The sequence below is a fragment of the Microbacterium cucumeris genome (genome assembly GCF_058349845.2).
This window is the reverse complement of sequence record NZ_JBYRIZ020000001.1, coordinates 214,022-237,093: the sequence shown is the minus strand read 5'-3', so window position 1 is coordinate 237,093 and position 23,072 is coordinate 214,022. Positions and strand designations below refer to the sequence as shown.

General features: G+C 68.4%; 22 protein-coding genes, 1 tRNA gene and 1 pseudogene. 6 read left to right on the top strand and 18 right to left on the bottom strand.

What is annotated here, in order from left to right:
- Positions 1 to 9 precede the first annotated feature (9 nt).
- The gene (locus tag AC3RXZ_RS01200; RefSeq protein ID WP_491492922.1) at positions 10 to 1,350 is read right to left on the bottom strand and encodes an anthranilate synthase component I family protein; all 1,341 of its coding nucleotides are present in this window, start codon (positions 1,348 to 1,350) and stop codon (positions 10 to 12) included.
- Between the two features lie 43 nt (positions 1,351 to 1,393).
- On the opposite strand from AC3RXZ_RS01200, the pseudogene AC3RXZ_RS01195 reads away from it, so the two are divergent.
- The 3 genes and pseudogenes from AC3RXZ_RS01195 to AC3RXZ_RS01185 form a co-directional block, all read left to right on the top strand.
- Positions 1,394 to 2,035 (top strand): annotated as a pseudogene (locus AC3RXZ_RS01195) (DedA family protein); the annotation flags it as partial.
- A 155-nt stretch (positions 2,036 to 2,190) separates the two neighbouring features.
- Positions 2,191 to 3,219 carry an App1 family protein phosphatidate phosphatase gene (locus AC3RXZ_RS01190; protein WP_243225862.1) on the top strand — a complete coding sequence of 343 codons (1,029 nt, stop codon included), beginning with the start codon at positions 2,191 to 2,193 and terminating at the stop codon, positions 3,217 to 3,219.
- Positions 3,219 to 4,079, top strand: a complete 861-nt coding sequence (locus tag AC3RXZ_RS01185; RefSeq protein ID WP_491492921.1) for an NUDIX hydrolase — start codon at positions 3,219 to 3,221, stop codon at positions 4,077 to 4,079. Before AC3RXZ_RS01190 ends, AC3RXZ_RS01185 begins: the two co-directional genes overlap by 1 nt.
- A gap of 12 nt (positions 4,080 to 4,091) precedes the next feature.
- Here the strand turns inward: AC3RXZ_RS01185 and AC3RXZ_RS01180 are convergent, their stop codons facing one another.
- The 5 genes from AC3RXZ_RS01180 to AC3RXZ_RS01160 all read right to left on the bottom strand — a co-directional run bounded on the left by AC3RXZ_RS01180 (position 4,092) and on the right by AC3RXZ_RS01160 (position 8,140).
- Positions 4,092 to 4,748, bottom strand: a complete 657-nt coding sequence (locus AC3RXZ_RS01180; protein WP_243225864.1) for an SDR family oxidoreductase — start codon at positions 4,746 to 4,748, stop codon at positions 4,092 to 4,094.
- 13 nt (positions 4,749 to 4,761) lie between these two features.
- A complete protein-coding gene (locus tag AC3RXZ_RS01175; RefSeq protein WP_491492920.1) occupies positions 4,762 to 5,289 on the bottom strand; it encodes a hypothetical protein in 528 nt (175 codons plus the stop codon).
- Positions 5,286 to 6,071: a hypothetical protein gene (locus AC3RXZ_RS01170; protein ID WP_491492919.1), complete on the bottom strand. Its 786-nt coding sequence runs from the start codon at positions 6,069 to 6,071 to the stop codon at positions 5,286 to 5,288. The genes AC3RXZ_RS01175 and AC3RXZ_RS01170 overlap by 4 nt, the downstream gene beginning before the upstream one ends.
- Before the next feature lie 56 nt (positions 6,072 to 6,127).
- Positions 6,128 to 7,195 (bottom strand): NAD(P)-binding domain-containing protein, encoded by a 1,068-nt coding sequence (locus AC3RXZ_RS01165; RefSeq protein ID WP_491492918.1) that lies wholly within the window; start codon positions 7,193 to 7,195, stop codon positions 6,128 to 6,130.
- Positions 7,196 to 7,267: 72 nt separating this feature from the next.
- Complete coding sequence (locus AC3RXZ_RS01160) at positions 7,268 to 8,140, bottom strand: alpha/beta hydrolase (protein ID WP_491492917.1); 873 nt, start codon at positions 8,138 to 8,140, stop codon at positions 7,268 to 7,270.
- 275 nt (positions 8,141 to 8,415) lie between these two features.
- Between AC3RXZ_RS01160 and AC3RXZ_RS01155 the strand changes: the two genes are divergently transcribed.
- Positions 8,416 to 8,488, top strand: a tRNA-Ala gene (locus AC3RXZ_RS01155).
- Between the two features lie 47 nt (positions 8,489 to 8,535).
- On the opposite strand, the gene AC3RXZ_RS01150 is transcribed toward AC3RXZ_RS01155, so the two are convergent.
- Both AC3RXZ_RS01150 and AC3RXZ_RS01145 read right to left on the bottom strand, forming a co-directional pair.
- Positions 8,536 to 9,189, bottom strand: coding sequence for an SRPBCC family protein (locus AC3RXZ_RS01150; RefSeq protein ID WP_491492916.1), 654 nt, complete (start codon positions 9,187 to 9,189; stop codon positions 8,536 to 8,538).
- Positions 9,190 to 9,193: 4 nt separating this feature from the next.
- A complete protein-coding gene (locus tag AC3RXZ_RS01145) occupies positions 9,194 to 9,553 on the bottom strand; it encodes an ArsR/SmtB family transcription factor (protein ID WP_491492915.1) in 360 nt (119 codons plus the stop codon).
- 97 nt (positions 9,554 to 9,650) lie between these two features.
- Between AC3RXZ_RS01145 and AC3RXZ_RS01140 the strand changes: the two genes are divergently transcribed.
- A complete protein-coding gene (locus AC3RXZ_RS01140) occupies positions 9,651 to 10,184 on the top strand; it encodes a hypothetical protein (protein ID WP_243225871.1) in 534 nt (177 codons plus the stop codon).
- Between the two features lie 7 nt (positions 10,185 to 10,191).
- Here AC3RXZ_RS01140 and AC3RXZ_RS01135 read toward each other — a convergent pair whose 3' ends face one another.
- The 7 genes from AC3RXZ_RS01135 to AC3RXZ_RS01105 are packed head-to-tail and all read right to left on the bottom strand — an operon-like array spanning position 10,192 to position 18,057.
- A complete protein-coding gene (locus tag AC3RXZ_RS01135) occupies positions 10,192 to 11,226 on the bottom strand; it encodes an Lrp/AsnC family transcriptional regulator (protein ID WP_243225872.1) in 1,035 nt (344 codons plus the stop codon).
- Positions 11,223 to 12,122 (bottom strand): alpha/beta fold hydrolase, encoded by a 900-nt coding sequence (locus AC3RXZ_RS01130; protein ID WP_491492914.1) that lies wholly within the window; start codon positions 12,120 to 12,122, stop codon positions 11,223 to 11,225. Before AC3RXZ_RS01130 ends, AC3RXZ_RS01135 begins: the two co-directional genes overlap by 4 nt.
- 28 nt (positions 12,123 to 12,150) lie before the next feature.
- Positions 12,151 to 13,329, bottom strand: a complete 1,179-nt coding sequence (locus AC3RXZ_RS01125) for a M24 family metallopeptidase (RefSeq protein ID WP_491492913.1) — start codon at positions 13,327 to 13,329, stop codon at positions 12,151 to 12,153.
- Between the two features lie 8 nt (positions 13,330 to 13,337).
- Positions 13,338 to 14,237, bottom strand: coding sequence for an ABC transporter permease (locus AC3RXZ_RS01120; protein ID WP_243225875.1), 900 nt, complete (start codon positions 14,235 to 14,237; stop codon positions 13,338 to 13,340).
- Positions 14,234 to 15,196 carry an ABC transporter permease gene (locus AC3RXZ_RS01115; RefSeq protein WP_491492912.1) on the bottom strand — a complete coding sequence of 321 codons (963 nt, stop codon included), beginning with the start codon at positions 15,194 to 15,196 and terminating at the stop codon, positions 14,234 to 14,236. The genes AC3RXZ_RS01120 and AC3RXZ_RS01115 overlap by 4 nt, the downstream gene beginning before the upstream one ends.
- Positions 15,197 to 15,229: 33 nt before the next feature.
- Positions 15,230 to 16,849 carry an ABC transporter substrate-binding protein gene (locus AC3RXZ_RS01110; RefSeq protein WP_491492911.1) on the bottom strand — a complete coding sequence of 540 codons (1,620 nt, stop codon included), beginning with the start codon at positions 16,847 to 16,849 and terminating at the stop codon, positions 15,230 to 15,232.
- Complete coding sequence (locus tag AC3RXZ_RS01105; protein ID WP_243225878.1) at positions 16,849 to 18,057, bottom strand: dipeptidase; 1,209 nt, start codon at positions 18,055 to 18,057, stop codon at positions 16,849 to 16,851. The genes AC3RXZ_RS01110 and AC3RXZ_RS01105 overlap by 1 nt, the downstream gene beginning before the upstream one ends.
- 159 nt (positions 18,058 to 18,216) lie before the next feature.
- Here AC3RXZ_RS01105 and AC3RXZ_RS01100 point away from each other — a divergent pair, with 159 nt between their 5' ends.
- Positions 18,217 to 19,878, top strand: coding sequence for a dipeptide ABC transporter ATP-binding protein (locus AC3RXZ_RS01100; protein WP_491492910.1), 1,662 nt, complete (start codon positions 18,217 to 18,219; stop codon positions 19,876 to 19,878).
- Between the two features lie 51 nt (positions 19,879 to 19,929).
- Here the strand turns inward: AC3RXZ_RS01100 and AC3RXZ_RS01095 are convergent, their stop codons facing one another.
- Genes AC3RXZ_RS01095 through AC3RXZ_RS01085 form a run of 3 tightly spaced genes read right to left on the bottom strand, consistent with a single transcriptional unit; the run spans position 19,930 to position 23,067 of the window.
- Positions 19,930 to 21,507 carry a tripartite tricarboxylate transporter permease gene (locus tag AC3RXZ_RS01095; protein ID WP_243225880.1) on the bottom strand — a complete coding sequence of 526 codons (1,578 nt, stop codon included), beginning with the start codon at positions 21,505 to 21,507 and terminating at the stop codon, positions 19,930 to 19,932.
- A complete protein-coding gene (locus AC3RXZ_RS01090) occupies positions 21,500 to 22,045 on the bottom strand; it encodes a tripartite tricarboxylate transporter TctB family protein (protein WP_491492909.1) in 546 nt (181 codons plus the stop codon). Before AC3RXZ_RS01090 ends, AC3RXZ_RS01095 begins: the two co-directional genes overlap by 8 nt.
- The gene (locus tag AC3RXZ_RS01085; RefSeq protein ID WP_491492908.1) at positions 22,042 to 23,067 is read right to left on the bottom strand and encodes a Bug family tripartite tricarboxylate transporter substrate binding protein; all 1,026 of its coding nucleotides are present in this window, start codon (positions 23,065 to 23,067) and stop codon (positions 22,042 to 22,044) included. Before AC3RXZ_RS01085 ends, AC3RXZ_RS01090 begins: the two co-directional genes overlap by 4 nt.
- Positions 23,068 to 23,072: the final 5 nt, after the last annotated feature.

Sequence of the window (23,072 nt, the reverse complement as noted above, 5' to 3'; positions counted from 1 at the left end):
GTTATCGGATCATCCGCCGAGCCAGGCTTCGGGCAGCCGCGCCCCCAGGGCCGCCAGCGGGGCGCGTGCCTTGATCGCGACCTCGGCGACCTCGGACCGGGGCTCCGACCCCCACGTGATGCCGCCGCCGGCGCCGACGTACGCCCCCTCGCGGTCGATGAGGATGCTGCGGATCACCATGGCGAGATCCAGCGCGCCGTCCAGGCCCACGTATCCGAAGCATCCGCTGTACACACCGCGCGGAGCGTCTTCGAGCCCGTGCAGGATCGTCATCGCGGAGAGCTTCGGCGCCCCCGTCATGCTCCCCGCGGGAAACGCCGCATCGAGCAGCGCCCCGACGGTCGTGTGCGGGGCCGGCTCCCCGCTCACGGTGCTCACCAGCTGGTGCACGGCCGGATAGCTCTCGACCTCCCACAGCCCCTCGACCCGGATCGTGCCGGGCGCGCACACCTGAGACAGGTCGTTGCGCATGAGATCGACGATCATCACGTTCTCGGCGCGCTCCTTCGCACTCTCGAGCAGCTCGACCGCGAGGGCGGCGTCCTCCCCCGGGTCCGCCGAGCGGGGGCGGGTGCCCTTGATCGGCCGAGTGATGACGCGCCCGCGGTCGGTGAGGAGGAACTGCTCGGGACTCGCGCTCAGCAGGACGCGGCCGCCGACCCGGAGGAATCCGCCGTGGTGCGCGGGCGTCGCGGCACGCAGTCGCAGATAGACCGCGACGGCGTCGTGCACACCCGGGACCTCGAACCTGGTCGTCAGGCACAGCTGGTACGCGGATCCCGCCCGGATCTCTTCGCGGCATCGTTCGATGAGCGCGGCATAGGCGTCGGGGCTGTGCCGCGCCAGAGCCGTCGGCGCCGGCATCCGGTCGATGACGGCGGTCGGGCCGTGCATGGATCCGGATGCCGCGGTGCAGCGGCGCTCGACCTCGGCGGCCCAGGCATCCAGATCGTCGACCGGGGCGAGGGCCCACAGGACGTCGTCGACGTGGTCGTACGCGATCGCCCGCTGCACGCGCATCCAGGCACCGCCCTGGCCGGTTCCCACTCCTGCCGTCGGCGCGCCGGCCGCAGCTGCGCCGGATTCGTAGTCCTGCCAGCCGACCCATCCGCCGAGAAAAGGCGGGCGGACGTCGTCGCGCGCGGGCACCGCATCGATGCGGACGGACACCGGAGCCGCGGCGCCCGTCTCCGTCGTCCCGGTTCCGAGGATGCTCCAGCCCTGCCGCGCATCCGCCCCGGCGTCCAGCCAGAAGACGTCCCCGCCGCCCGCTTCGAGCCCGGGAAACAGGTCGACCGGCGCGGCGACGACCGACAGCGCGCGGGCGTCGAGGGCGGGGATGTGCGGCACGCTCCCAGCGTAGGGCCGGGAGCCTCGGCGTATCCTCGTCAACGTGGACGACTTCCTGCTGTGGCTGCTCGATGCCGTGCAGTCGGTCGATCCGGTCGCGCGCACGCTGATCGCGGGCGTCGCCGTGCTGCTGGAGACCAGCATCCTCATCGGGCTCATCGTCCCCGGCGACACCATCGTCATCATCGCCTCCATGGGGATCACGAGCGTCCCCGAGGGCATCGCGCTAGGCGTCGCGGTCGTCATCGGAGCCCTCATCGGCGAGAGCATCGGGTTCGCCCTCGGCCGATGGCTCGGTCCGCACATCCGGCACTCCTGGCTGGGGCGGCGGATCGGCGAGGCGCACTGGGTGCGGGCGGAGATCTACCTGCGCCGTCGCGGCGGACTCGCGATCTTCCTGTCGCGGTTCCTTCCCGTCCTGCACTCGCTGGTGCCGTTGACGGTGGGGATGAGCGGATACTCCTACCGGCGCTTCCTGGCGTGGACGGCCCCGGCGTGCATCCTGTGGGCAGCCGCGTACGTGAGCGTCACCTCGCTGGCCGCGGGCAGCTTCCGCGAGCTCGTCGACCGCGTGCACTTCGCCGGCTACATCTTCGTCGGCGTCATCGTCGTGTTCCTGATCGTGGTGCTGCTGGGGAAGAAGGCGCTGGGGGCGTGGGAGGCGCGGCACATGCACGCGCACCCCGCCGGCGCGGACTCGTCCGCCGCGGAGAGCGGGAGCACGGGCCAGCCCATGAACGGAACCGGGAAGAATCCCGAACGGAGCACGGGCCGGCCCATGAACGGAACCGGGAAGAAACCCGAACGGAGCACGGGTCAGCCCATGAAAGACTGAGGGGGATGCCCGATCAGTCCGCCGTCCCGGCCAGGATCCACTGGTTCGCCCGCCTGGAGCACCGCTTCCACGTGTGGCGCGAAGGGCGCGCACGCAAGCGCGGCCGCACGGCGTCGATCCTGCCCTTCCCCGGATACGGCGGTGCCGGCTGGGTCCGCGTGGTGGGCCGCGTGCTCATCGTCCCCCCGCAACGGCGGAAGGCGAACGGCGAGTTCGCCGGCATCCGCGGCTGGCGCAGCTTCGTCGGCATCCCGGTCGGCTTCTCGAACGTGGAGATCACGATCGGCGATCGCACGCAGATCGTCGCGGCGGATCGCGGCGGGGTCGTCGACACCGTGATCCAGGCGGACCTGGAACCGGGCTGGCAGCGGATCACGATGTCGGTCGAAGGCCAGCCGCCCGTCGAGGGCACCGTTTTCATCGTCGACGAGAGCGTCGATTTCGGCGTCATCTGCGACGTGGACGACACCGTCATGGTCACCGCGCTCCCCCGGCCGTTCATCGCCGCGTGGAACTCGTTCGTCGTCGACGAGCACGCTCGCCTTCCGGTTCCGGGCATGGCGGTGCTCCTGGAGCAGATCATGCGCCAGCACCCCGGGTGCCCGATGATCTACCTGTCGACCGGGGCGTGGAACATCGCCCCCACGTTGACTCGGTTCCTCAGCCGCCATCTGTTCCCGGCCGGATCCATGCTGCTCACGGACTGGGGGCCGACGCACGACCGCTGGTTCCGCAGCGGCCGCGAGCACAAGCTCACCAACCTGCGACGCCTGGCCGCGGAGTTCCCGACCATGCGCTGGCTGCTGATCGGCGACGACGGCCAGCACGACGAGGCGATCTACACGCAGTTCCAGCAGGAGCATCCGGAATCCGTCGCCGGTGTCGCGATCCGCCTGCTCTCCACCACCGAGGCCATGCTCGCCGGCGGACGTGCGCCCGTGGACGACCACTCCGAGGATGCGGCGCCGTGGGTGTCGGCATCCGACGGCGCCGGGCTGCGCGAGCGACTCGGCGAGGTGGGGATCCTGCACTGATGTCCGCAGCGCTCCACCCGGCCGAATGGCGCGCACGCGAGCAGGCGCACCGGGATCGGGCGGATGCGCTCACGGCGGCCCACCGGGACCGAGCCGCGCGCAGCGAGAAGCATCCCGTCGAGGACTTCCTGTTCACGTATTACAGCTACCGGCCGTCGCACCTGCGGCGCTGGCATCCCGGCGCGGGTGTCGAACTCGCGGACGCGTCCGAGCGTCTGAGCTGGCGCTGGTATTCCCCCGGAAGCTCCCCGGGCTCCGCGGTGCCGGATGCGGGCCTGTTCGCCGTCGAGAAGGCGCCGTTGGCAGCCCTGGTGGAGCGGATGCTGCGGCGCACCGCCGCACGGCCCGGTCAGTTCGGCTGCTTCGGGCTGCACGAATGGGCGATGGTGTATCGCGCGGACGAGCACCGGCATGCGGTTCCGCTGCGGCTCGGCCAGGACGGGACGGATGCGGTCGTCGACGCGCACGAACTGCGGTGCACGCACTTCGACGCCTTCCGGTTCTTCACGCCGGAGGCCGTCCCGCGCAACCGCACTCCGCTCACGCGGGCGGACCAGCCGGATGCCGAGCAGCCCGGCTGTCTGCACGCCGGCATGGACGTCTACAAGTGGGCGATGAAGCTCGGCCCCCTCGTGCCGGGTGAGCTGCTACTGGACTGCTTCGAGCTCGCCCGCGACATCCGGGAGCTCGACATGCAGGCGGCGCCCTACGACCTGAGCGACTGGGGCATCGCGCCGGTGCGCATCGAGACCCCGGAGGGCAAGAGCGAGTACGTGCGCCGCCAGCGCGGATTCGCCGAACGCGGGAACGTGCTGCGCGAGCGGATCCTGACGGCCTGGCTGGGTGCGGACCCGGTCTGACCCGCCGGCGTCTCAGCCCCGCAGCGCCTCGGCGATCGGTGCCGGCGTGCCGTCCAGACCGTTGCCGAACCGGATCGTCTTCCCGATCGTGGCGGGCTCCGCGAGCGTCCGGGCGATGACGGCGGCGACGTCCGCCCTGGCCACCGATCCGCGCCCCGACTCGTCCACCTGGATGAGACCGGTGGGCGGGTCGAAGGTCAGCGTGCCCGGACCCAGGATCGTCCAGTCCAGGTCCGTGTGCGCCAGGTGCGCGTCGGCCGCCCACTTCGCATCCGCGTAGGCGAAGAAGCTGCTCTCCGGATCCACGCCGTGATCGGCCGCGGATCCGATCCACGACACCATGACGTAACGCCGCACCTCGGCGGACGCGGCCGCTTCCATGCTTCGGATCGCGGCGTCGCGGTCCACTGCGTATGTGCGGCGCGGATCGCCGCCGCCCGCCCCGGCAGACCACACGACCGCATCGTGGCCGGCGATGAGCGAGGCGAGGGTCGCGGCATCCGCTGTCTCCACGTCCGAGACGACGGGGGTCGCGCCCGTGGCGGCGACCTCGTCGGCGTGGGCGGGATTGCGGATCACCGCGGTGACCTCGTCGCCGTGGGCGACCAGCAGCGGAGCGAGCAGGAGGGCGATGCGGCCGTGACCGCCGAAGACGAGGATGCGGGACATGAGGCCTCCGATGCTATTCAGGAAGCTGCTCGGTGTCGATGACGTAGGCCTGCGGATGCGAGGGCAGGTACCGGACGACGATGTCGCCTGAGGGCACCCAGGCGTCCCGGTCGGGGTACATCGACGGCGTGAAGAAGTCGTTCGGCAGCGTGTACTCCACGCCCGTCGCCGTGGTGAACCTCACCCAGTCGCCGTCGACGGTCGCGACGGCCGGCTGGCCGTTGTCGTGGATGTACGCCGAGGTCACCGGGACGCCGATCAGACCCAGGATGCCCAGGACGAGGCCAGCACCCATCACGACGGCGAGCACGCGGAAGAAGAGGCGCTGGAGGCGGGCGATGACGACGCGGGAACGCCGGTCCGAACCCGATTCCACGAGGCCTTCCCGCGCGCGGATCGTCGAGAGCCGGGAACGTGCTCCGATGGGCCGAGTCGCCTGCGAGAGCAGGCCCAGCATCGCGAATCCCGCGATGAACACCATTGCGTACCCGTGGGTCACGGGGAAGTTCACCAGCCACACGAGCGTGTCCATGAGGTTCATCGCGCGGCCTCCTCTTCGATCGTCAGGGCGACGGTGTGCGGATCGTCACGGAGATACCGCGCCCACACGGGTGAGCCGACCTGCACGCGCGAGACGGCCTCCGGATAGACGAACACCGTCGTGTCGGCCTCCCAGCCGGTCTCGCCTTCCGGGGTGATGAGGAGGCGGACGGCGAGCTCGCTCTGCCCTTCGCGGCGCCTGCCGGTGGGGCGCACCGACAGGACGGATGCCGGGGCCTGCCGCCCCTCCTTCCGAGCACGCACCTGCCGCGGGTCGATCAGGCCGCGCGCGATGCGCCAGTCGAGCATGGCCTCGCGCACGGGAGGGTCGGTGATGTCGGCGAGCTCGACCGCATCGTGATCGCTCGCGCTGTAGCGCACGGGAAGCGGGGAACCCGGTTGCAGTGCGCTCGCATCGGTGGCGGGGACGAGCATCCGCAGCTGGGAGACGAACTCCTCGCCGTCCACGGGCGACACGCGCACGAAGATGTCGTACTGCGGGACGTCGTTGACCGTCAGACCGGTGCGAGCCACCTCCACGATCCGGCCGACGCCGATCCGCGTCTCGCCCCGCGGCGTGGAGCGGCGTCCTACGCCCAGGACGCCGCCGCCGATCGTGAGGATCAGTCCCCACGCGACGCCGATCAGGATCGGACCGGGTCCGTCGTCGTTGAACGGCAGGATCGAGGTGCTCTGATCGACGCCGAACAGGCCTTCCGCCGCCCAGATGGCCAGCCAGGCCGAGAGCAGGGGCCAGACGATGAGAACCACGATCCGAAACACGCTTCCAGGCTATCGGCGTCGGCCCCTCCCGATCACGGATGCGCCCGTAGGACCGCTCAGCCGGGGACGCTCTCCGCGATCCTGGCCAGCTCCCGCTGAACGCCCTTCGCCGCGGTGCGTCCGGCGCGGTTGGCGCCGATCGTGCTGGCCGACGGACCGTAGCCGACCAACTGCACGCGGGGGTCGGCTACGGCCGTGGTGCCGCGGCCGTTCCGTTCCAGCCGGATGCCGCCGGCCGCGCTGCGCAGGTGCAGAGGTGCGAGATGCGAGACGGCGGGACGGAAACCGGTGGCCCACAGGATCACGTCGACGGGTTCGAAGGAGCCGTCCGCCCAGCGGACGCCGTCCGGTTCGATCCGGGAGAACATCGCGCGGCGTGCCGCGTACGCGCCGAGACGCTCGGCCTCGCGCTCTTGAGCCCGGAGCATGAGACCCGTGACGCTCACGACGCTCTCCGGCGGAAGCCCCTGAGCCACGCGCCGCTCGACGAGGGCGACGGCGGCGGCACCGGCCTCGGGGGTGAAGTCGTCCGTGCGCCAGACCGGTTCACGGCGGGTCGCCCAGATCGTGTCCGTGAGGGGCGCGAGCGCGCCGAGGAACTGCACGGCCGACGCTCCCCCGCCGACGATGAGCACCCGTTTGCCTCGGAAGTGCTCCGGGCCCGGGTAGTCGACCGTGTGCAACTGTTCACCGACGAAGGTCTCCATCCCCGGGTAGTGCGGCAGGAACGGGTGGGTCCAGGTGCCGGTCGCGTTCACGATCGTGCGGGTGCGCCAGGTCCGCTCGCCGGCGTGGACGACGAGGATGCCGTCGTCATCCGTGACCCGGTCGACCCGCACGGGGCGGACGATCGGCAGGCCGTGCTGGCGCTCGTAGGCGGCGAAGGATGCCGGGACCGCCCGGTTCGCGCGCTGGGCGTCACGCGGCGGCGGAGTCGAGCCCGGAAGTTCGGCGACGCCGTGGACATCGGTCATCGTGAGGGCATCCCAGCGGTGCTGCCAGGCGCCTCCGGGCTTGCTGTCGGCATCCAGGACGAGGTGCCGGATGCCGAGACGTTGCAGGTGATATGACGCCGACAGCCCTGCCTGTCCCGCGCCGATCACGATGCTGTCGAAGATGTCCACGATGTGGCCAACGCCCGCGGGTCCGCGGATGTTCCGGCGGAGGTCCCGCGACTCCGGAACCTCCGCCGTTGGTCACGACCCGATCAGCAACCGAGCGACCTCGGCGCTGCGGAAGAGAAAGCCGGCGTGCGACGTGTCGAGGGAGTGCACACGGAACGGATTCTCCGGTGTGAGCGCATCGGCCTCACGGATCAGGCGGTCCTGCATCTCGACAGGGAGCGACCGATCCTGAAGCAGACGCACGAACGTGTGCGGAATCCGCCCCCAGACGTCCGGCCGAATGCGGGCATTTCCGAGCATGACGGACAGCGACTCGTCGGGCTGCATGAGGTTCAGGAACGCCAGGAACCGGTCGTCGTCGACGTCCGCCATCGTCGCCGCCTTCAACCGTTCCAGCAGATCCGCATCCGCCGTCCGGTAGTTCGCTCTCCCGACCGCGGGCGAGGAGTCGACTTCGATGTTCAGGCCGGCCAGCTCCGGAAGCAGGCTCCTGGCGAACTCGGGTTCGGACATGTACTCGATCGGATTGGCTCTCGACGCACAGGCCCAGGCAGAGATGTAGGCGAGTCCGTCCACGAGATCCGGATGACGGTTCGCGAACACCGTGCTGGTCATTCCCCCGAGGCTGGCCGCCACGAGGATCACCGGGCCGTGCGCTCGCATCGCACGGACAGGCGCGAGCAGCGCGGCGACGTTGTCGTCGAGAGTCACGTCTTCGAGGATCGACCGATGCATCCGCAGTGCTTCGAGATCCTGCGGGGCCTGATAGGCGACCGGATACTGCGCCTCCAGACCGTGTCCCGGAAGATCGATCGCGTACGAGCGCCTCCCGAGGAGCGCCAGCTCGCGTTGCACCGGCGCCCACATGTGGGAGCTCGTGCCGGAACCGTGGACGAGAAGGAACGTGCTTCGGGGGTCGCTGAAAGGGAACGGTGCGTTGTTCATGTGCTTTCCTGTCGGTGGAGCGGAAGGTCCATCGGCATCACGTGTCGACCGCCTCAGGGAAAGGTCGGTAAGACAGGTCGCGGCAAACGCGACGGAGTGCGCCGGATTACTCCGAGCGCAGGCGTGAGAAGACCAAGCACATGCATGCAACCGTAGCAGAGCGGTGTCTGCCGGGCGAGGGCCGGACACACCCGAGATCCGCGCCCGATTGGCGCACGGGGCCGCTTCTGTTGTACTCTTTTCAAGTTGCCCCGGGCTTCTACGGGGCGGCATCTGGGCCTGTGGCGCAGCTGGTAGCGCACCTGCATGGCATGCAGGGGGTCAGGGGTTCGAGTCCCCTCAGGTCCACCGAGAATCCCGCGAGAGATCGCGGGATTTCGTCGTTTCGGAGACGCTCACTGCTCCCCGGTGTAGAACCCGTAGGTGGCGTCCGCCGCCTGTGCCGCCACGGCCGAATCGGCACCGGAGGCGACATGCGCTCGCGCCCACCCTTCGGCCACGCCGCGAGTGAAAGCCTTGCCCTCCTCCGAGAGCTGCCAGGCCTGGGCCTCCGAGGGATCGAGGTGCCCGTCCACGGCGCCGAGGTGCAGCGCGAGACCGAACAGCCCCTGATCCCAGCCGACCCCGGTCGCTCCTGGTCCGAACACGTCCCACATCTCCGTGGGCACGTCGGCCGTGTGAGCGGCGTGCTCGAGACGCAGGCGGGTGCCACCGGCCTCCACCGCTGCCAGCCGCACGGTGAGCCACGTCACCCCGCCGCCGTATTCCCATGTCACCCGGTACTCCGCCCGGCCGTCCGCCGGCGGATCGCACGCCAGGATCCGCCCTCCCGCGTTCCCCTCGAACTGGTACCGGCCGCCCTGACGCAACTCGCCCGACACCGGCAGGAACCACCGTTCGATGCGGTCCGCATTCGTCACGGCATCCCACACGTCCTCGATCGGCGAGGAGTACGCCTGGCTGATGCTCTGGATGTAGGCCGGCGCGCCGGCGAACTCCTCCGTGCGCAGTTCTCGCTCGACGCTGTCGAGCTGCTTCTGAATGTCCATGTCGTCACTCCTCCGCTCTCGGTTCGACCCGCCCGTCTCGGCGGCGCTCCAGAGGCCCCCGGGCGAGCTCGGTGTCCAGCGCAGCCAGCGGCCCGCGCCAGAAGCGCTCGAACGGCGACAACCAGGCATTCGCGGCCGCCACACCCGCGGGATTCACGGCGTACATCCGCCGGGTCCCCTCGGGACGCACCGTCGCGAACCCGTTCTCGCGCAGCACGCGCAGGTGCTGCGAGACGGCAGGCTGGCTGATGCCGAACTCCTCCTGGATCACAGTCCCCAGACCACCTGCCGTCTCCTCCCCCGCCGCGAGCAGTTCGAGGATGCGGCGACGGATCGGGTCTCCGAGTACGTCGAGCGCGTGCATGTCCTCATGGTTGCATCGGCACTTATATAAGTCAAGCATAAATTATTGAATCATCGCGCCGACGGGACTCGGCCGCACCTCGCCCTAGACTGACGTCATGTCGCCCCGCTCCGACGCCGACCACCATCTGCTGAGGATCCACCGCGTCCTCCGCCCCGGGTTCGGCACAGAAGCAGCCGTGTACGGCACGATTCTGATGAGCGGCCTCGTCGCCGTGTCGTCCGCCCACGGCGAGACCTCGGCGATGGTGCTCATCACGGTCGCGGTCACGGTGCTGGTGTTCTGGTCCGCCCACGTCTATGCGGGGACCGTCGCCCGGGTCGGGGAACCCGACGAGGACGGACGCCCCGTCGGCGTCCGTCAGGCACTGCGCGGCTCCCTGCGGCACTCCTTCGGGATGCTCAGCTCCGCTGCCGTGCCCGCCGCGATCCTTCTGGCCGGGACGACGAGGGCGATCCCCGACGGCCTCGCGAACGACCTCGCGCTGTGGTCGGGGACCGTGATCCTCGCCTTCCTCGGCTACATCGCGTTCCTCCGGCGAGGCAGTTCGCTTCCGGTCCGCCTCGCCGGAGCCGCGGGGACCGCCTGCTTCGGGATCGCCTTCGTGATCCTGAAGGCCTTCGTGCACTGAGACGGAGTCAGCGCTTCGCCGCCACCGGTACGCCGGCGGCGACCTGCGCGCGCCACCACGGCGTCTCGATGAAACCCCGCTTCATGAAGACCAGCTCCATCGAAGCGTTCCATCCCCGGACGCCCTTCAGGTGCGCGATGGTGCCTGTCATGAAGTCGTGCAGGGATTCAGTGCTCGGCAGGATGATCTCGCAGTAGAGCGAGTTCTCATCCAGTGCTGCCGCGAGGAACCTCACCGAGACGTGCTGGGCGAGCGTCTGCGCCACGGCAGCGATGCGCGAGGGCTCCACGCGCAGCATGAGGAGGGTCTCGGCGCTCATCCCGAGAGCGGATGCCGGCACCATGGTGACCGTGGTCAGGCAGCCCGCGTTCTTCATCCGCTCGTAGCGGCGCCGCACACTGCTCTCGTTCATGTCGAGCTTGGCGCCGATCGACAGGAACGATGCTCGGCCGTTCTCCCGCAGTTCGCGCACGATCGCACGATCGGCCTCATCGAAGTGCGTCGGGTCGCACGTGTTCGGTGCCGGCATGTACCCGGACGGATCACTCGTGGCGTCCGCGTGGGCGTCGTAGAGCTGGCGACCCCAGTCGAAGCTGACCTTGTAGTTGTGCATCATCAGGTCGCTCCGCCACCGCTCCACGCCGGGGATCGCCTGCAGTTCGGTCAGCACGTGGGCATAGGTCGCCGAATCTCCCGGGATCACCACTTCCGCGAAGATGTCGAACTTGCCCGTGACCAGCGTCACGAATCGCACGTAAGGCGATTCGATCAGCTTCTCAGCGACCGAGAGCTGGGAACCCGGTGTGCAGTTGATGCGGACGAAGAAGGTCTCGACGTGTCCTTCGCTGCCCAGCGTCGGCACGATTCCGACTCGGACGACGCCTTCGGCCAGCAGCTGCTGGCCGCGGCGTGTCACGGTCGACACCGAAGCACCGGCGAACTCCGCGATCGAGGTCCAGCTCGCCCTCCCGTCCTGCTGCAGGGCGACGACGATGCGTCGGTCGAGTTCGGTGACCTCGCGTCCGAGGGGAACGCTGCTCATCGGGTCGGCGGCGTCACTCGGTGCAGGAACTCCCTGACCGTCTTCGTCCACGCCTCTGCCTCCTCGATCTGCGGTGAGTGCCCGGACTTCTCGAACACCACCATCTCGGAGTTCGGGATGAGATCTGCGATCACCTGGCTACACGATACTGGCGTGATCCAGTCCGTCCGCCCCACCGTGATGAGTGTCGGGACCGTGATCTCGTGCAGGCGCGGCTTGAGGTCGTACGCGGGCAGGTTCACCGAGAAGGCGTAGTTGTGCGCCTCGTAACGATACGGAGTCGCTTCGACCTTGCGCTCCACGGCCGCCGGGTCGTAGACGAAGTCATACAGGGGCAGGATCTCGCGCCAGCAGTCCTTGAGATCCGCATCGTCCCGAACCCGTCCGAGGTCGATGCGGTCGAACTTCTCCATGTCGATCGAGACGCGGTCCGAGGCCAGGGCGTTCTCGCGCGCGAGATGGGCGTTCGAGTTGTCCGGCGAGGTGTCCCGGAGCACCACGGCGCGGGCGCGGTCGGGATACCGCAGGGCGTACTCCATCGCCATGAATCCGCCGTAAGACCCTCCGGCCATGATGACGCTCTCGGCGCCGATCCATGCGCGCAGGCCGTCGATGTCGGCGGCCCACTGCTCGTGGCTGAACGTGCCCTTCCCCTCGCTCTGCCCGCTGCCGCGGGCGTCGAACACGACCACCCGGTACTCGTCGGCCAGCCGACCGAAGCTCGCCCGTGGTTCGGCACGGGAGCCGAGTCCCGGCGCGCCGTGATGGGTGATGATGACCGGCGCCCCCTCGGGCCCGAGCACCTCGACCGCGAGGTGATTGCCGTTGATCTCCACCCACTGGTGTTCGCTCGTCGCGGCGGCGAACTCCGGAGAGACCGGTGGGGTCGTTGTCATGATGCGTCCTTCCTCGAGGCGTCAGCGCTCACAGCGCGATCGTGCAGTCATCAAGACTGCGGGGGTAGGTGGTGAGGGCCTCAGCGCCATCGGCGGTCACGAGCATGCTGTCGCTGATTCGGTAGCCCGCATGCCCCGGCACGTAGATCCCGGGCTCGTTGGACACGACCATGCCGGATTCCAACGTCGTGGCATCTCCGTCCTCCAGCCAGGGAGGCTCGTGCATCCCCAGGCCGATGCCGTGCCCCTGTCGGTGGCGGATGAACTCGCCGAGGCCGGCCTCCCGGATGACCTCGAGACACAGCCGGTTGGCCTCGCGGCACTCGAGGCCGGGCTTGATCGTCTCCTGCCCGACCTGCTGAGCGCGCCGGATCGTATCGTGGTATCGCCTCTGCTGCGCCGTCGGCTCCCCGAGGACGAACGTCCGCTCCCCCTCGATGAAACGTCCGCCGACCGCGCAGCCGAGCGAGAGCATGAACGTGTCGCCGGGCTGGAGGCGGTTCACCGACGGCAGGCCGTGCGGGAAGGCGGAGTTCGCCCCGGAATACACCAGACCGCCCGCGAGAAGGGAAGCGACGACGACGTTGCGGTGCTCGGCATACATCAGCCCGGATCCGGACGCCGTCACGTGCCGCTCCAGCTCGGCCTCCGTCGGGAGCTCTCCCCCGCTCGAGACGGCGTCGGTCACGAACCGGACACCGGCCTCGAGCATCCGGTCGGTGATCCGCGCCGCTTCACGGTGCAGCACGACTTCCTCCGGGAACTTGACATACCGGGCATGCGTGATCAGCTCGCTCGGAGTGAACACGCTGCCGGGCATGGATTCGCGTGCCGCGACGAGCCTCTGATACGGCATCGTCGTGGCGAACCCCACGCGCCGCGCGGACGGCACGGCGCGCGCCAGCACGGCGAACGGCGGGACGATCCCGGGATACTCCGGAAAGGCGATGATCTCGGCGCGTGAGGCCTGAGACCGGGCGTACTCGCGTTCGAGCTCCGGCAGCAGCATCGTCACGGCACCGCCCGCGTCGAGCCAGATCGCGACGGGCCGCTCGGAGGGATGGTGGAAGAAGCCGGTCAGATAAGCGATGTCCTCGGGATGGTCGGTGAGGAAGGCGTCGAAGCCCTCCTCCTCCATCCGCGCGAGCACGCGCTGCTGGACCCGATCGTAGAACGCCGCGTCGAGGCGCTGGTCGAAGTCGGTCATGTCGCTCCTCAGCGGGCCAGATGGCGCGGGTTGCGCGCATCGTTGTAGGCGATGGACAGGAGCGTCGCAGACAGCACGAGCACCAGGATCGCGATCGAGGGGAACAGGGTCAGCCACCAGGCGCTGACCATCGCACCGGCCTGCTGGGCTTCGTAGAGGATGCGCCCCCACGACCAGGTGGTGGGGTCGCCGAGGCCGAGGAACGCCAGGCCTGCCGCGGAGAGAACGGCTCGTGACGCGGTGACGACGACGGAGACGACGATGACGGGGGTGACGGCCGGCAGCAGATGCCGTGAGATGATCCACCACGGCGACGTCGTCATGAGCCGCGAGGCGTCGACGTACGGCAGCCCGACCACGGTCAGGGCCTGAGATCGCACGAGTCGAGTGACCTCCGGCCAGGAGAAGGCCGCCACCACGAGGATGATCGTCGATGTGCTCGGTCCGACGAGTGCGGCGATAAGGATCATGAGCGGCAGGACGGGCAGGGAGAGCGTCATGTCGACGATGACGCTGATCAGGCCGTCCAGGCGCCGGAAGTAGGCGCCGAGCACCGCGATGATCGTCCCGAAGACGATCGCGATGACTGATGCCGCCACCGCGACGAGCACGCTCTGCTGGGTTCCCCAGATCACCTCGGAGAACACATCGCGTCCCAGGGCGTCGGTGCCGAACCAGTGGGCGCCGCTCGGCGGACGCAGCACGTCGGGACCGTAGCTGGCGGGGTACGGCGCGATCAGGGGCGCGGCGAGCGCGATCACGACCAGCAGCAGGAGCAGGCCGAGCGAGATCATGCCGAGGGGATCACGTCGGAACGCGCGCCACGTGTGCGCCGCAGCGCGCTCGCTGCCGATCGCGGTCGGTTCGGGAATCGCCGTCATCTCGGCGGAGGGCATCGGTGCGGTCATGACGTCTTCACTCTCGGGTCGAGGTATCCGTAGACGATGTCAGTTGCGGTGTTCGCCACGACGACGGTCACCGCAAGCATGAGGAATGCGCCCTGCAGCACCGGGAAGTCGAGCTGGGTGACGGCCTCGTAGATGCCGCGCCCGATCCCCGGATACGCGAAGACCGTCTCCGTGAGCACAGCGCCTCCCACGAGGAAGCCCAGTTGCAGCCCGATCAGCGTCGTCGTCGGCAACAGGGCGTTGCGCAGTGCGTGCTTCCAGAGGATCCGCCGGCCGCGCAGGCCGTTCGCCTTGGCGAGAAGGATGTAGTCCTCTCCCAGTGTCTCGATCAGCGTCGACCGCATCGTGAGGACGTAGGAGCCGACCTGGATCAGCATGAGGGAGACGGCAGGGAGGATCAGGTGCTGAGCGACACTCAGGTACCAGTCCATGCCGTAGGTCCCGTTCGTGTAGGCGCCTCCGATCGGGAGCCACCCGAGGGTGAGGCCGAAGACGAACAGCAGCAGGATCGCGACGCTCGGCACGAACAGCGACTGCCCGGTGACACCGAGCACCTGAACACCGCGGTCGATGAACCTTCCCTTGTGGGAAGCCGCTGCGACTCCCAGCGGGATTCCGATGACGATCGTCAGCACAAGCGCCGTGATCGTCAGCAGCAGCGTCCAGGGCAGACGCTGAAGCAGCACATCCGTCACCGGGATGGACTGAGTGAACGAGATGCCGAGATTGCCCTGCAGCAGCTGCCACATGTAGAGCCCGTACTGCACCAGCAGAGGCTGGTCCAGTCCGTACTGCTCGAGGATGGTCGCCCGGATGTCATCCGTCATGTTGGGGCTCGCCAGCGCCAGGGCCGGGTCGCCGGGAAGCAGACGGAGGAGCAGGAACGTCACGGTCACGGCGAACCAGATCGTGAGCAGACCACGTCCGACGCGGCTGAGAATGAACGATGCTCGGGACACCCGGGCGACCTTCCTCGAGAGTGTTTCGATGGCTTATTCGACCGGGTACGCGCTCGCGAGGGAGAGCGGGTTCACGATCGAGAGCAGCTCGCTCGGCTTCGAGATGAAGCCGGCCCATTCATCGCTCGCCGCGAAGAACAGGTTCTGCGTGTACATGATGTTGTCGTAGACCTGGTCGTGAACGATCTGGTTCGCCTCCCGCATGATCGCGATCTTGTCGTCCTCGTCGAACGTGACCATGCCCTCCTCGATCAAGGCGTTCAGCTCGGGGTCGTCGACATACGTGTAGTTGATCGCTCCGCCGGGGAGGTACGACAGCGCGAAGTTCGTCACCGGGTCGTCCATGATGGCGAAGTTGCCGGCGTAGATGTCGTAGTCGCCTTCATTCGTCATCGAGAGGTACGTGTTGCGCTCTGTTCCCTGCAACTCGATCGTGATGCCGGCCTCGGCCGCACTGTCCTTCACCATCTGCGCCCATTGGCTGGTGACGCTGTCCTGCAGCGAGTAGATCAGGCGGAAGGACACCGGGAAGTCGCCATCGGCATCCGCGGTGTACCCCGCCTCCTCCATGAGCGACCGCGACAGCTCCGGATCGAACTCGTACTCGGTGATCAAGTCGTCGTAGTACTTCGAGAGCACCGGCATGAGCGCGCTCGATCCGGTGGAGACCGCCTGCCCCTGCAGCACGACCGTGCGGATGGCCTCGTAGTCCACGGCGTGCGCGAGCGCCTTCCGGACCCTGACGTCGTCCAGGCCCTCCTTGGTCATGTTGTAGACCAGATGGGCGTAGCCGAGCCCCGCCGCCTCGATGACCTGCAGTCCCTCCGTGCTGCTGAGCTGTTCCACCTGCGCCGGGGGCAGCGCGTTGGCGATCACGTCGATCTCACCGCTCTGCAGAGCGAGGATCTCCGTGTTCACGTCGGGATAGACGCGATAGACCACTTCGGCCGGACCGGGGACGCCGCCCTCGACGAGCGGATAGTCCTCGACGCGCTCCAGCGTGTAATGCTGCCCGACCTGGAAGTCGCTCATGATGAACGGACCCATGCCCACCCAACCGCCGTCCGATCCGTCGTTGGCGAACTCGGCGATGGATCCCTGCGGCTCGAAGACGTGCTTCGGCACGACGACACCCCAGAATCCGATCTCGTCGATGATCGACGAGTCCGGCTGGGTGAGCGTCAGCTCGACCCGCGTGTCCGAGACCGCCGTGGCGGTGTCGAGGTTCCCGAGCTGCCCGAAGAACGTCCCCGGCGCCTGGTCGCGCTTGACCGCGTTGAGAGTCCACGCGACATCCTCCGCGGTGAGCGGCTCTCCATCGCTCCAGGTGAGGTCGTCCCGGATCTCGTAGAACCCGGTCGTGTCGTCCACATACCCCCACTCGGTCGCGACGTGGGCCTCCTTGCTCCCGTCGTCGCTGATGCTCAGCAGATGCGGGTACATCAGGTTGGTGATCCAGGAGTCCGTCCGGCTGTTGCCGAGGACCGGATTGAAGTTGACGACATCGGTGGTCGTGCCGATGCTGATCGTCTCGTCGCTCGGTCCGGCGCTCCCGCTGGACTCACCGGGCTCCGGTGCTGTCGGTGCACACGCCACGAGACCGACGGCGACGGCCGCGGTCGCGCCGAGCGCGAGGAACCTGCTGTGCTTCATCAGACCCAAACCTCCTCAAGGACGCGCATGGTGTTCCCGCCGACGACTGCGCGGATCTCGTCGTCGGAGTAGTCGTGCTTCACGAGCCAGCCGATGATGTTGTAGAAGGCCTCGGCGGGGTTCTCGATGCCGTCGACGTACGGCTGCTTCTCGTAGTCGACGTTGGCGTGCGCCTGGCCCAGCGACAGGTTCGACGAGAAGGCGTCGTGGAGACCGACGTGGTCGCCGAACAGCGTGTCCGGACCGAAGCTCACGTGCTCGAGACCGACGAGGTCGACGCAGTACTGGAAGTGGTCCATCACGGACTCGAGCGAGTGCTTCGGATGCTGCGGCGAGATCGTGGTGTGCGGAGCCGCCTCGATACCGATCACTCCACCGCGCTTGGCGCACTCGATGATCGTCTCGTCGGTCTTCATCCGGTTGGTCGGCCACAGACCGCGCGCGCCGGCGTGGGTGATGAACACCGGGACCTTCGAGTGCGCGATGACGTCGAGGCATGTCTGATCTCCCGAGTGCGAGATGTCGATCGCGATGCCCAACTTGTTCATGCGCTCCACGGCGCGCTCGCCGAAGTAGGTCAGTCCGCCGTCCCCGCGCTCCTTCAGGCCTCCGCCGAGCATGTTCGCCTCGGAGTAGGCGATTCCCATCTGGCGCACGCCGAATCCGTAGAGCACGTCGAGGCGGTCGACCTCGTTCTCGATCATCGTCGCGGCCTCGAGGGCGAAGATGTGCGCGACGCGGCCCGTCTCGGCGGCGTGGCGGATGTCCTTGATCGACTCGGCCTTGATGACGAAGTCCTGGTGGGCGAGATCCGCCATCCGGACGCCGAGATCGAACAGCACGTCCTGGTACTTCCACCCGGCGTCGCTCGAGATGCAGCACGTGCCGTCCATGCCGTTGTCGAAGACAGCAGTCAGGCCGGAGCGCGAGAGACCCTCGTAGCCAGTGGGTTCGCGCCCCTGGCGGATGTGGTCGCGCAGTTCTCCCATATCTTCCGGGAAGACCTGCACGTGCTCGTGCAGGGAGATCACCGTCTCCTCACGGAGCAGCCGTTCCGTGCGCTCCTTCTGCGCGTCGCTGAGCTCCAGGCCGGTGTATGCGGGAACGCGCCCGATCTGCTTGGCGTAGCGGAACTCGCGGTAGTCCTTGCCTGCTTCGAGATAGTCGTAAGCGGTGTAGCCGCTGTAGCGGCCTGCTGGTTCGAGCACGGAGGCGCTCCTTCGATTCGGTGATGCGGGTGGGCTCTCCCCGGTCATGCGAGGAGAATGACTCCGAATCTCGTTGATTTCGGCGCTACTGTCAACTGCAATGCACAATTTCGGCTGAGATGTTTCCTGTTCGAAACATTTCAGCACCATTCTGATGGCATGATGGGCACCATGGAGAACAGGTCAGCATCCTCCGGCGACACGGTCCTGGAGATCGAAGCACTCACGGTCACACTCACCGGCGGGGGGCGCGAGAACCGTGTCGTCGACGGCATCGACCTCACCGTCCGCCGTGGCGAGGTCTTCGCGCTGCTGGGCGAATCCGGTTCGGGGAAGTCGATGACCGCACGCGCGGTGATGGGCCTCATCGATGAGGGCAGGGTCGAGGCCGAGACGCTGCGCCTCAACGGAGACGATCTGCTCGCGCTGACATCCGAGCGCCATCGAGAACTCCGCGGCGTGACCGTGAGTCTGGTCATGCAGGACGCGCTCTCCGCACTCAATCCCGTGCTCAGCGTCGGCGACCAGATCACGGACCTCCTGCGGGCGCACCGGCCGCTGAGCAAGAGGGAGGCTCTGGCACGCGCGGAGGAGCTTCTCGGACTCGTCGGCATCCCGGAACCCGCCACCCGGGTCCACCAGTACCCGCATCAGTTCTCGGGCGGCCAGCGACAGCGCATCCTGATCGCGATGGCCATCGCGCTCGAACCCGACCTGATCATCGCGGACGAGCCGACCACCGCTCTCGACGTCACCGTGCAGGCCCAGATCCTGGACTTGCTCCTGTCCCTGCGCAGACGCCTCGGCGTGGGGATCCTCCTGATCACTCACGACCTCGGAGTCGTGATGGAGGTCGCCGACCGCGTGGCGATCATGCGGTCGGGGCGCATCGTCGAATCCGGCAGCGCCGACGTCGTCCTCACCGAACCTCAGCATCCGTACACCCGCCAGCTCCTGAACTCCATGCCGAAGCCGGTTTCGGCGGCGGCGGACCTGGACGAGGACGAGAAGCCGATCCTGAATGCGAACGGCCTGCGTCGGACCTTCCGCGGGTCGCACGGCCACACGGTCACCGCGGTGGCCGGCGTCGACCTGTCCCTGCACAGCGGAGAGATCCTCTCGATCGTCGGAGAGTCTGGCAGCGGCAAGTCCACGCTCGCACGCATGCTCGTCGGCCTCGACGTGCCGGATGCCGGAGCGCTCGAATACCGCGGCCAGGACGTCACCCGCGGGCGGATGCGAGACCGCCGGATCCTGCGCCGCGGGGTGCAGATGGTGTTCCAGGATCCCTACATGTCGCTGAACCCTCGGATGACGGTGCAGCAACTCGTCTCCGAACCCCTCGACGCGACCGGCACCGGCTCACCGGCGACCCGCCGCGCACGCGTCGCCGACCTGTTGGAACTCGTCGGTCTGTCCGCCGACATGGCATCGCGCTTTCCCCACCAGTTCTCGGGCGGACAGCGTCAGCGCATCGGGATCGCACGGGCGCTGGCCCTGGATCCGGACGTCCTCGTCTGCGACGAGCCGGTCTCCGCGCTGGACGTCTCCATCCGAGCGCAGATCATCGATCTGCTGTGCGATCTGCGCGAGCGCCTGGGGATGTCGATCGTCTTCATCGCCCATGACCTGTCCCTGGTGCGGCACATCGCCGACCGCGTCGCGGTGATGTACCTCGGCGAGATGGTCGAGATCGGTGACACCGAAGAGGTTTATCGCCATCCGGCGCACCCGTACACGCAAGCGCTGCTGTCTGCGATCCCGCCCCAGACGCGCGCCGAGCGCGGCATGCTCGAACGGCGGACACGGCTCAGCGCCTGAAACCCGCCTCGGAGACCGCGAGCAGATGGACCCGGTCCCCGAGGCGCGTCCTCAGCGCTCTCCGAGCCGCTCCGCGATCTCGGCATCCACCGTCCGGATCGTGGCCGTGTCGATGTCGGGCAGCGCTGCCTCGAACCGCGCCTGACGGCGCTTGAGCCACAGCCCCAGCCCGATGAGCACCACCATGACCGAGTAGATCGTGATGGACCCGGGGCTCTGCACCAGGAAGACCGGGTCGCCCTGGCTGATCGCCATGGCCTTGCGCAGCTGCTCCTCCGCCATCGGCCCGAGGATCGCCCCCACGACCATCGGAGACACCGGATACCCGTGCCGGCGCATGAAGAACCCGATGAGGCCCAGCAGGAGCAGCATCCCGACGTCGAACACCGTGAAGTTGGCGGCGTAAGCTCCCAGCCCCGCGAACACGAGGATGCCCGCGTACAGGTAGGGCCGCGGGATCCGCAGCACCTTGGCCCACATCCCCACCAGCGGCAGGTTGAGGATGATGAGCACCACGTTGCCGATGTACAGGCTCGCGATCAGCGCCCACACCAGTGCCGGCTGGCTGTCGAAGAGGAGCGGGCCAGGGCGGATGCCGTAGGTCTGGAACGCGGAGATGATGATCGCGGCCGTCGCGGTCGTCGGAAGTCCGAGCGTCAGGAGCGGAACGAGGACACCCGCCGCTGCGGCGTTGTTCGCCGCCTCCGGCCCTGCGACGCCTTCGATCGCGCCCTTGCCGAACTGTCGGCGGTACGGGTCCTTCGCGAGCCGCTTCTCGGTCGCATACGACAGGAACGTCGCGACATCCGCGCCGCCGGCCGGGATCGAGCCGATCGGGAAGCCGATCGCCGTGCCGCGCAGCCACGGCTTCCACGACCGCTTCCAGTCGCTGCGCTTCATCCACGTCCGCCAACTTCCCGACACCGGGATGATCGGCAACCGGCCATTGCGCAGCCGGGATCCGACGTACAGCGCCTCGCCGACCGCGAACAGGCCGACCGCGACGATGACGACGTCGATGCCGTCGCCGAGGTTCGGGATGCCGAAGGTGAACCGGGCCTGACCCGTCAGGGTGTCGGTGCCGACGAGCCCCAGGAAAAGCCCGATCGACAGCGACACGATGCCGCGCACGGGGCTCGAGCCGAGCAGCGCACCCACGGTGAGGAACGCCACGACCATCAGCGCGAAGTAGTCCGCCGGTCCGAGCGTCACTGCGAAGTCGGCGATGAACGGCGCGAACAGCGTGAGAAGAGCCGTCGCGATCGTGCCGGCGATGAACGAGCCGATCGCCGCTGTGGCCAGTGCAGCGGTCGCCCGCCCCATCCTGGCCATCTTGTTCCCCTCCATCGCGGTGACGATGGACGCCGACTCCCCCGGCGTGTTCAGGAGGATCGAGGTGGTGGACCCGCCGTACATGCCGCCGTAGTAGATACCGGCGAACATGATGATGGCGCTGGTGACGTCCAGCGTGTAGGTCAGCGGCAGCAGCAGCGCCACGGTCATGGCGGGTCCGATCCCGGGCAGCACGCCCACCGCGGTGCCCAGCAGCACGCCGACGAACGCGAACAGCAGGTACTGCGGCTGCAGCGCCGTCGCGAAGCCCTCCAGGAGCAGCTGCAGGCTATCCACCGAGCACCCCGGGCAGGATCGTCCCGAAGGGCGGCAGCGACAGCCCCAGCAGCGTGCCGAACAGCACCTGCGTGACGACCCCCAGGCCGAGCCCGATGATCAGCGCCATCCACCACCGGGCTGCGCCCAGCGCGAGCGAGGCACCCGTGAAGAGCACGACGACGGCCGCCGGCCATCCGGCGAGCGGGATCACGACGATCAGCGAGGCGAAGGACAGTGCGAGGAGGATCACGGTCTTCCAGGACGTCCTCGCCTCGGCATCGATGTCCTCCCCCTCGTCCGGCTCGCCGACGTCTCCGCGCAGGACCGCGACGATCGCGCCCAGCGACGCGAGCAGCATCAGTCCCGTCACCGCGTACGGGACGACCCGCGCGCCCAGCACGTTCGATGACCCGATCGGCTCCCGGATGAACCCGGTCATCACGAGGGCGACCGCCGAGAACCCGGCGATGACGGCCAGGAACACCAGTTCCCCGATCCGACGCGACCGGGGGGCGCCGGCGACGGCCGACGCCCCTGTGGTGATGGGCTGGGTCATTCGATCAGCCCGATGGTCGTGAGCGTCTCCTGCGTGGTGGCGATGTCGCCCTCCAGGAAGGACGAGAACTCGTCGCTGATCAGGAACGCGTCGGTCCAGCCGTTGGTCTCGAGAACCTCGGCCCAGGCGCCGCCTTCATGGGTCGCTGTGACCAGGTCCTCCAGAGCTGCCTTCTCCTCTTCCGAGATGTCCCCCGGGGCGATGAGCCCGCGCCAGTTCGTCACGACGATGTCGATGCCCTCCTCCGTCAGGGTCGGTACATCCGGGAGCAGCGCGGCCGGCTCCTCGGAGGACACCGCGAGCGCCTTGAGCTCGCCCGCCTCCACCTGCTGGGCGAATTCGCCGACACCCGAGATCCCCGCCTGCACCTGACCGCCCAGGAGCAGCGTCAGCGCCTCTCCTCCCCCGGAGTTGGCGATGTAGTTGAGCGAGGTCGGCACGTCCGCGGCGTCCACTCCGGCTTCGGTGAGGAGCTGCCCGGCCAGGATGTGATCGATGCCGCCGGCCGAACCTCCGGTGACCGCCATCGCCGACCCCTCCTCGACCCAGGCGTCGACGAAGTCGCCGATCGTGTCGTACGGGCTGTCCTTCGGCACCACGACGACCAACGGCTCCTCCGTGAGCTTCGCGATCGGCGTGGTGTCCTCGATGCGCACCTCGGACGCGTTCGTCTCGACCGCGCCGACCATCACGCTGCCCGTGATCATCAGGGTGTTCGGGTCGGTTTCGGTCGCGAGCGCCGCCAGGCCGACGGTCCCTCCGGCGCCGCCGATGTTCGTCACCGGTGCCGAGGAGACGAGCTTCTCGTCGGTGAGCGCCTGCGCGAACGCGCGCGCCGTCTGATCCCAACCGCCGCCGGGGTCGGCGGGAGCGATGACGGTGACGCTGTCGATGCTCGTCTCCGCTCCGGCGTCTCCGTCCGACGACGCAGATCCTCCGGAGCAGGCCGCGAGCGTCAGCGCCGCGACGCCGATGACGGCGCCGACGACCAGACGGGCGCGGATGGGGCTGTGCTGTGCCATGAACT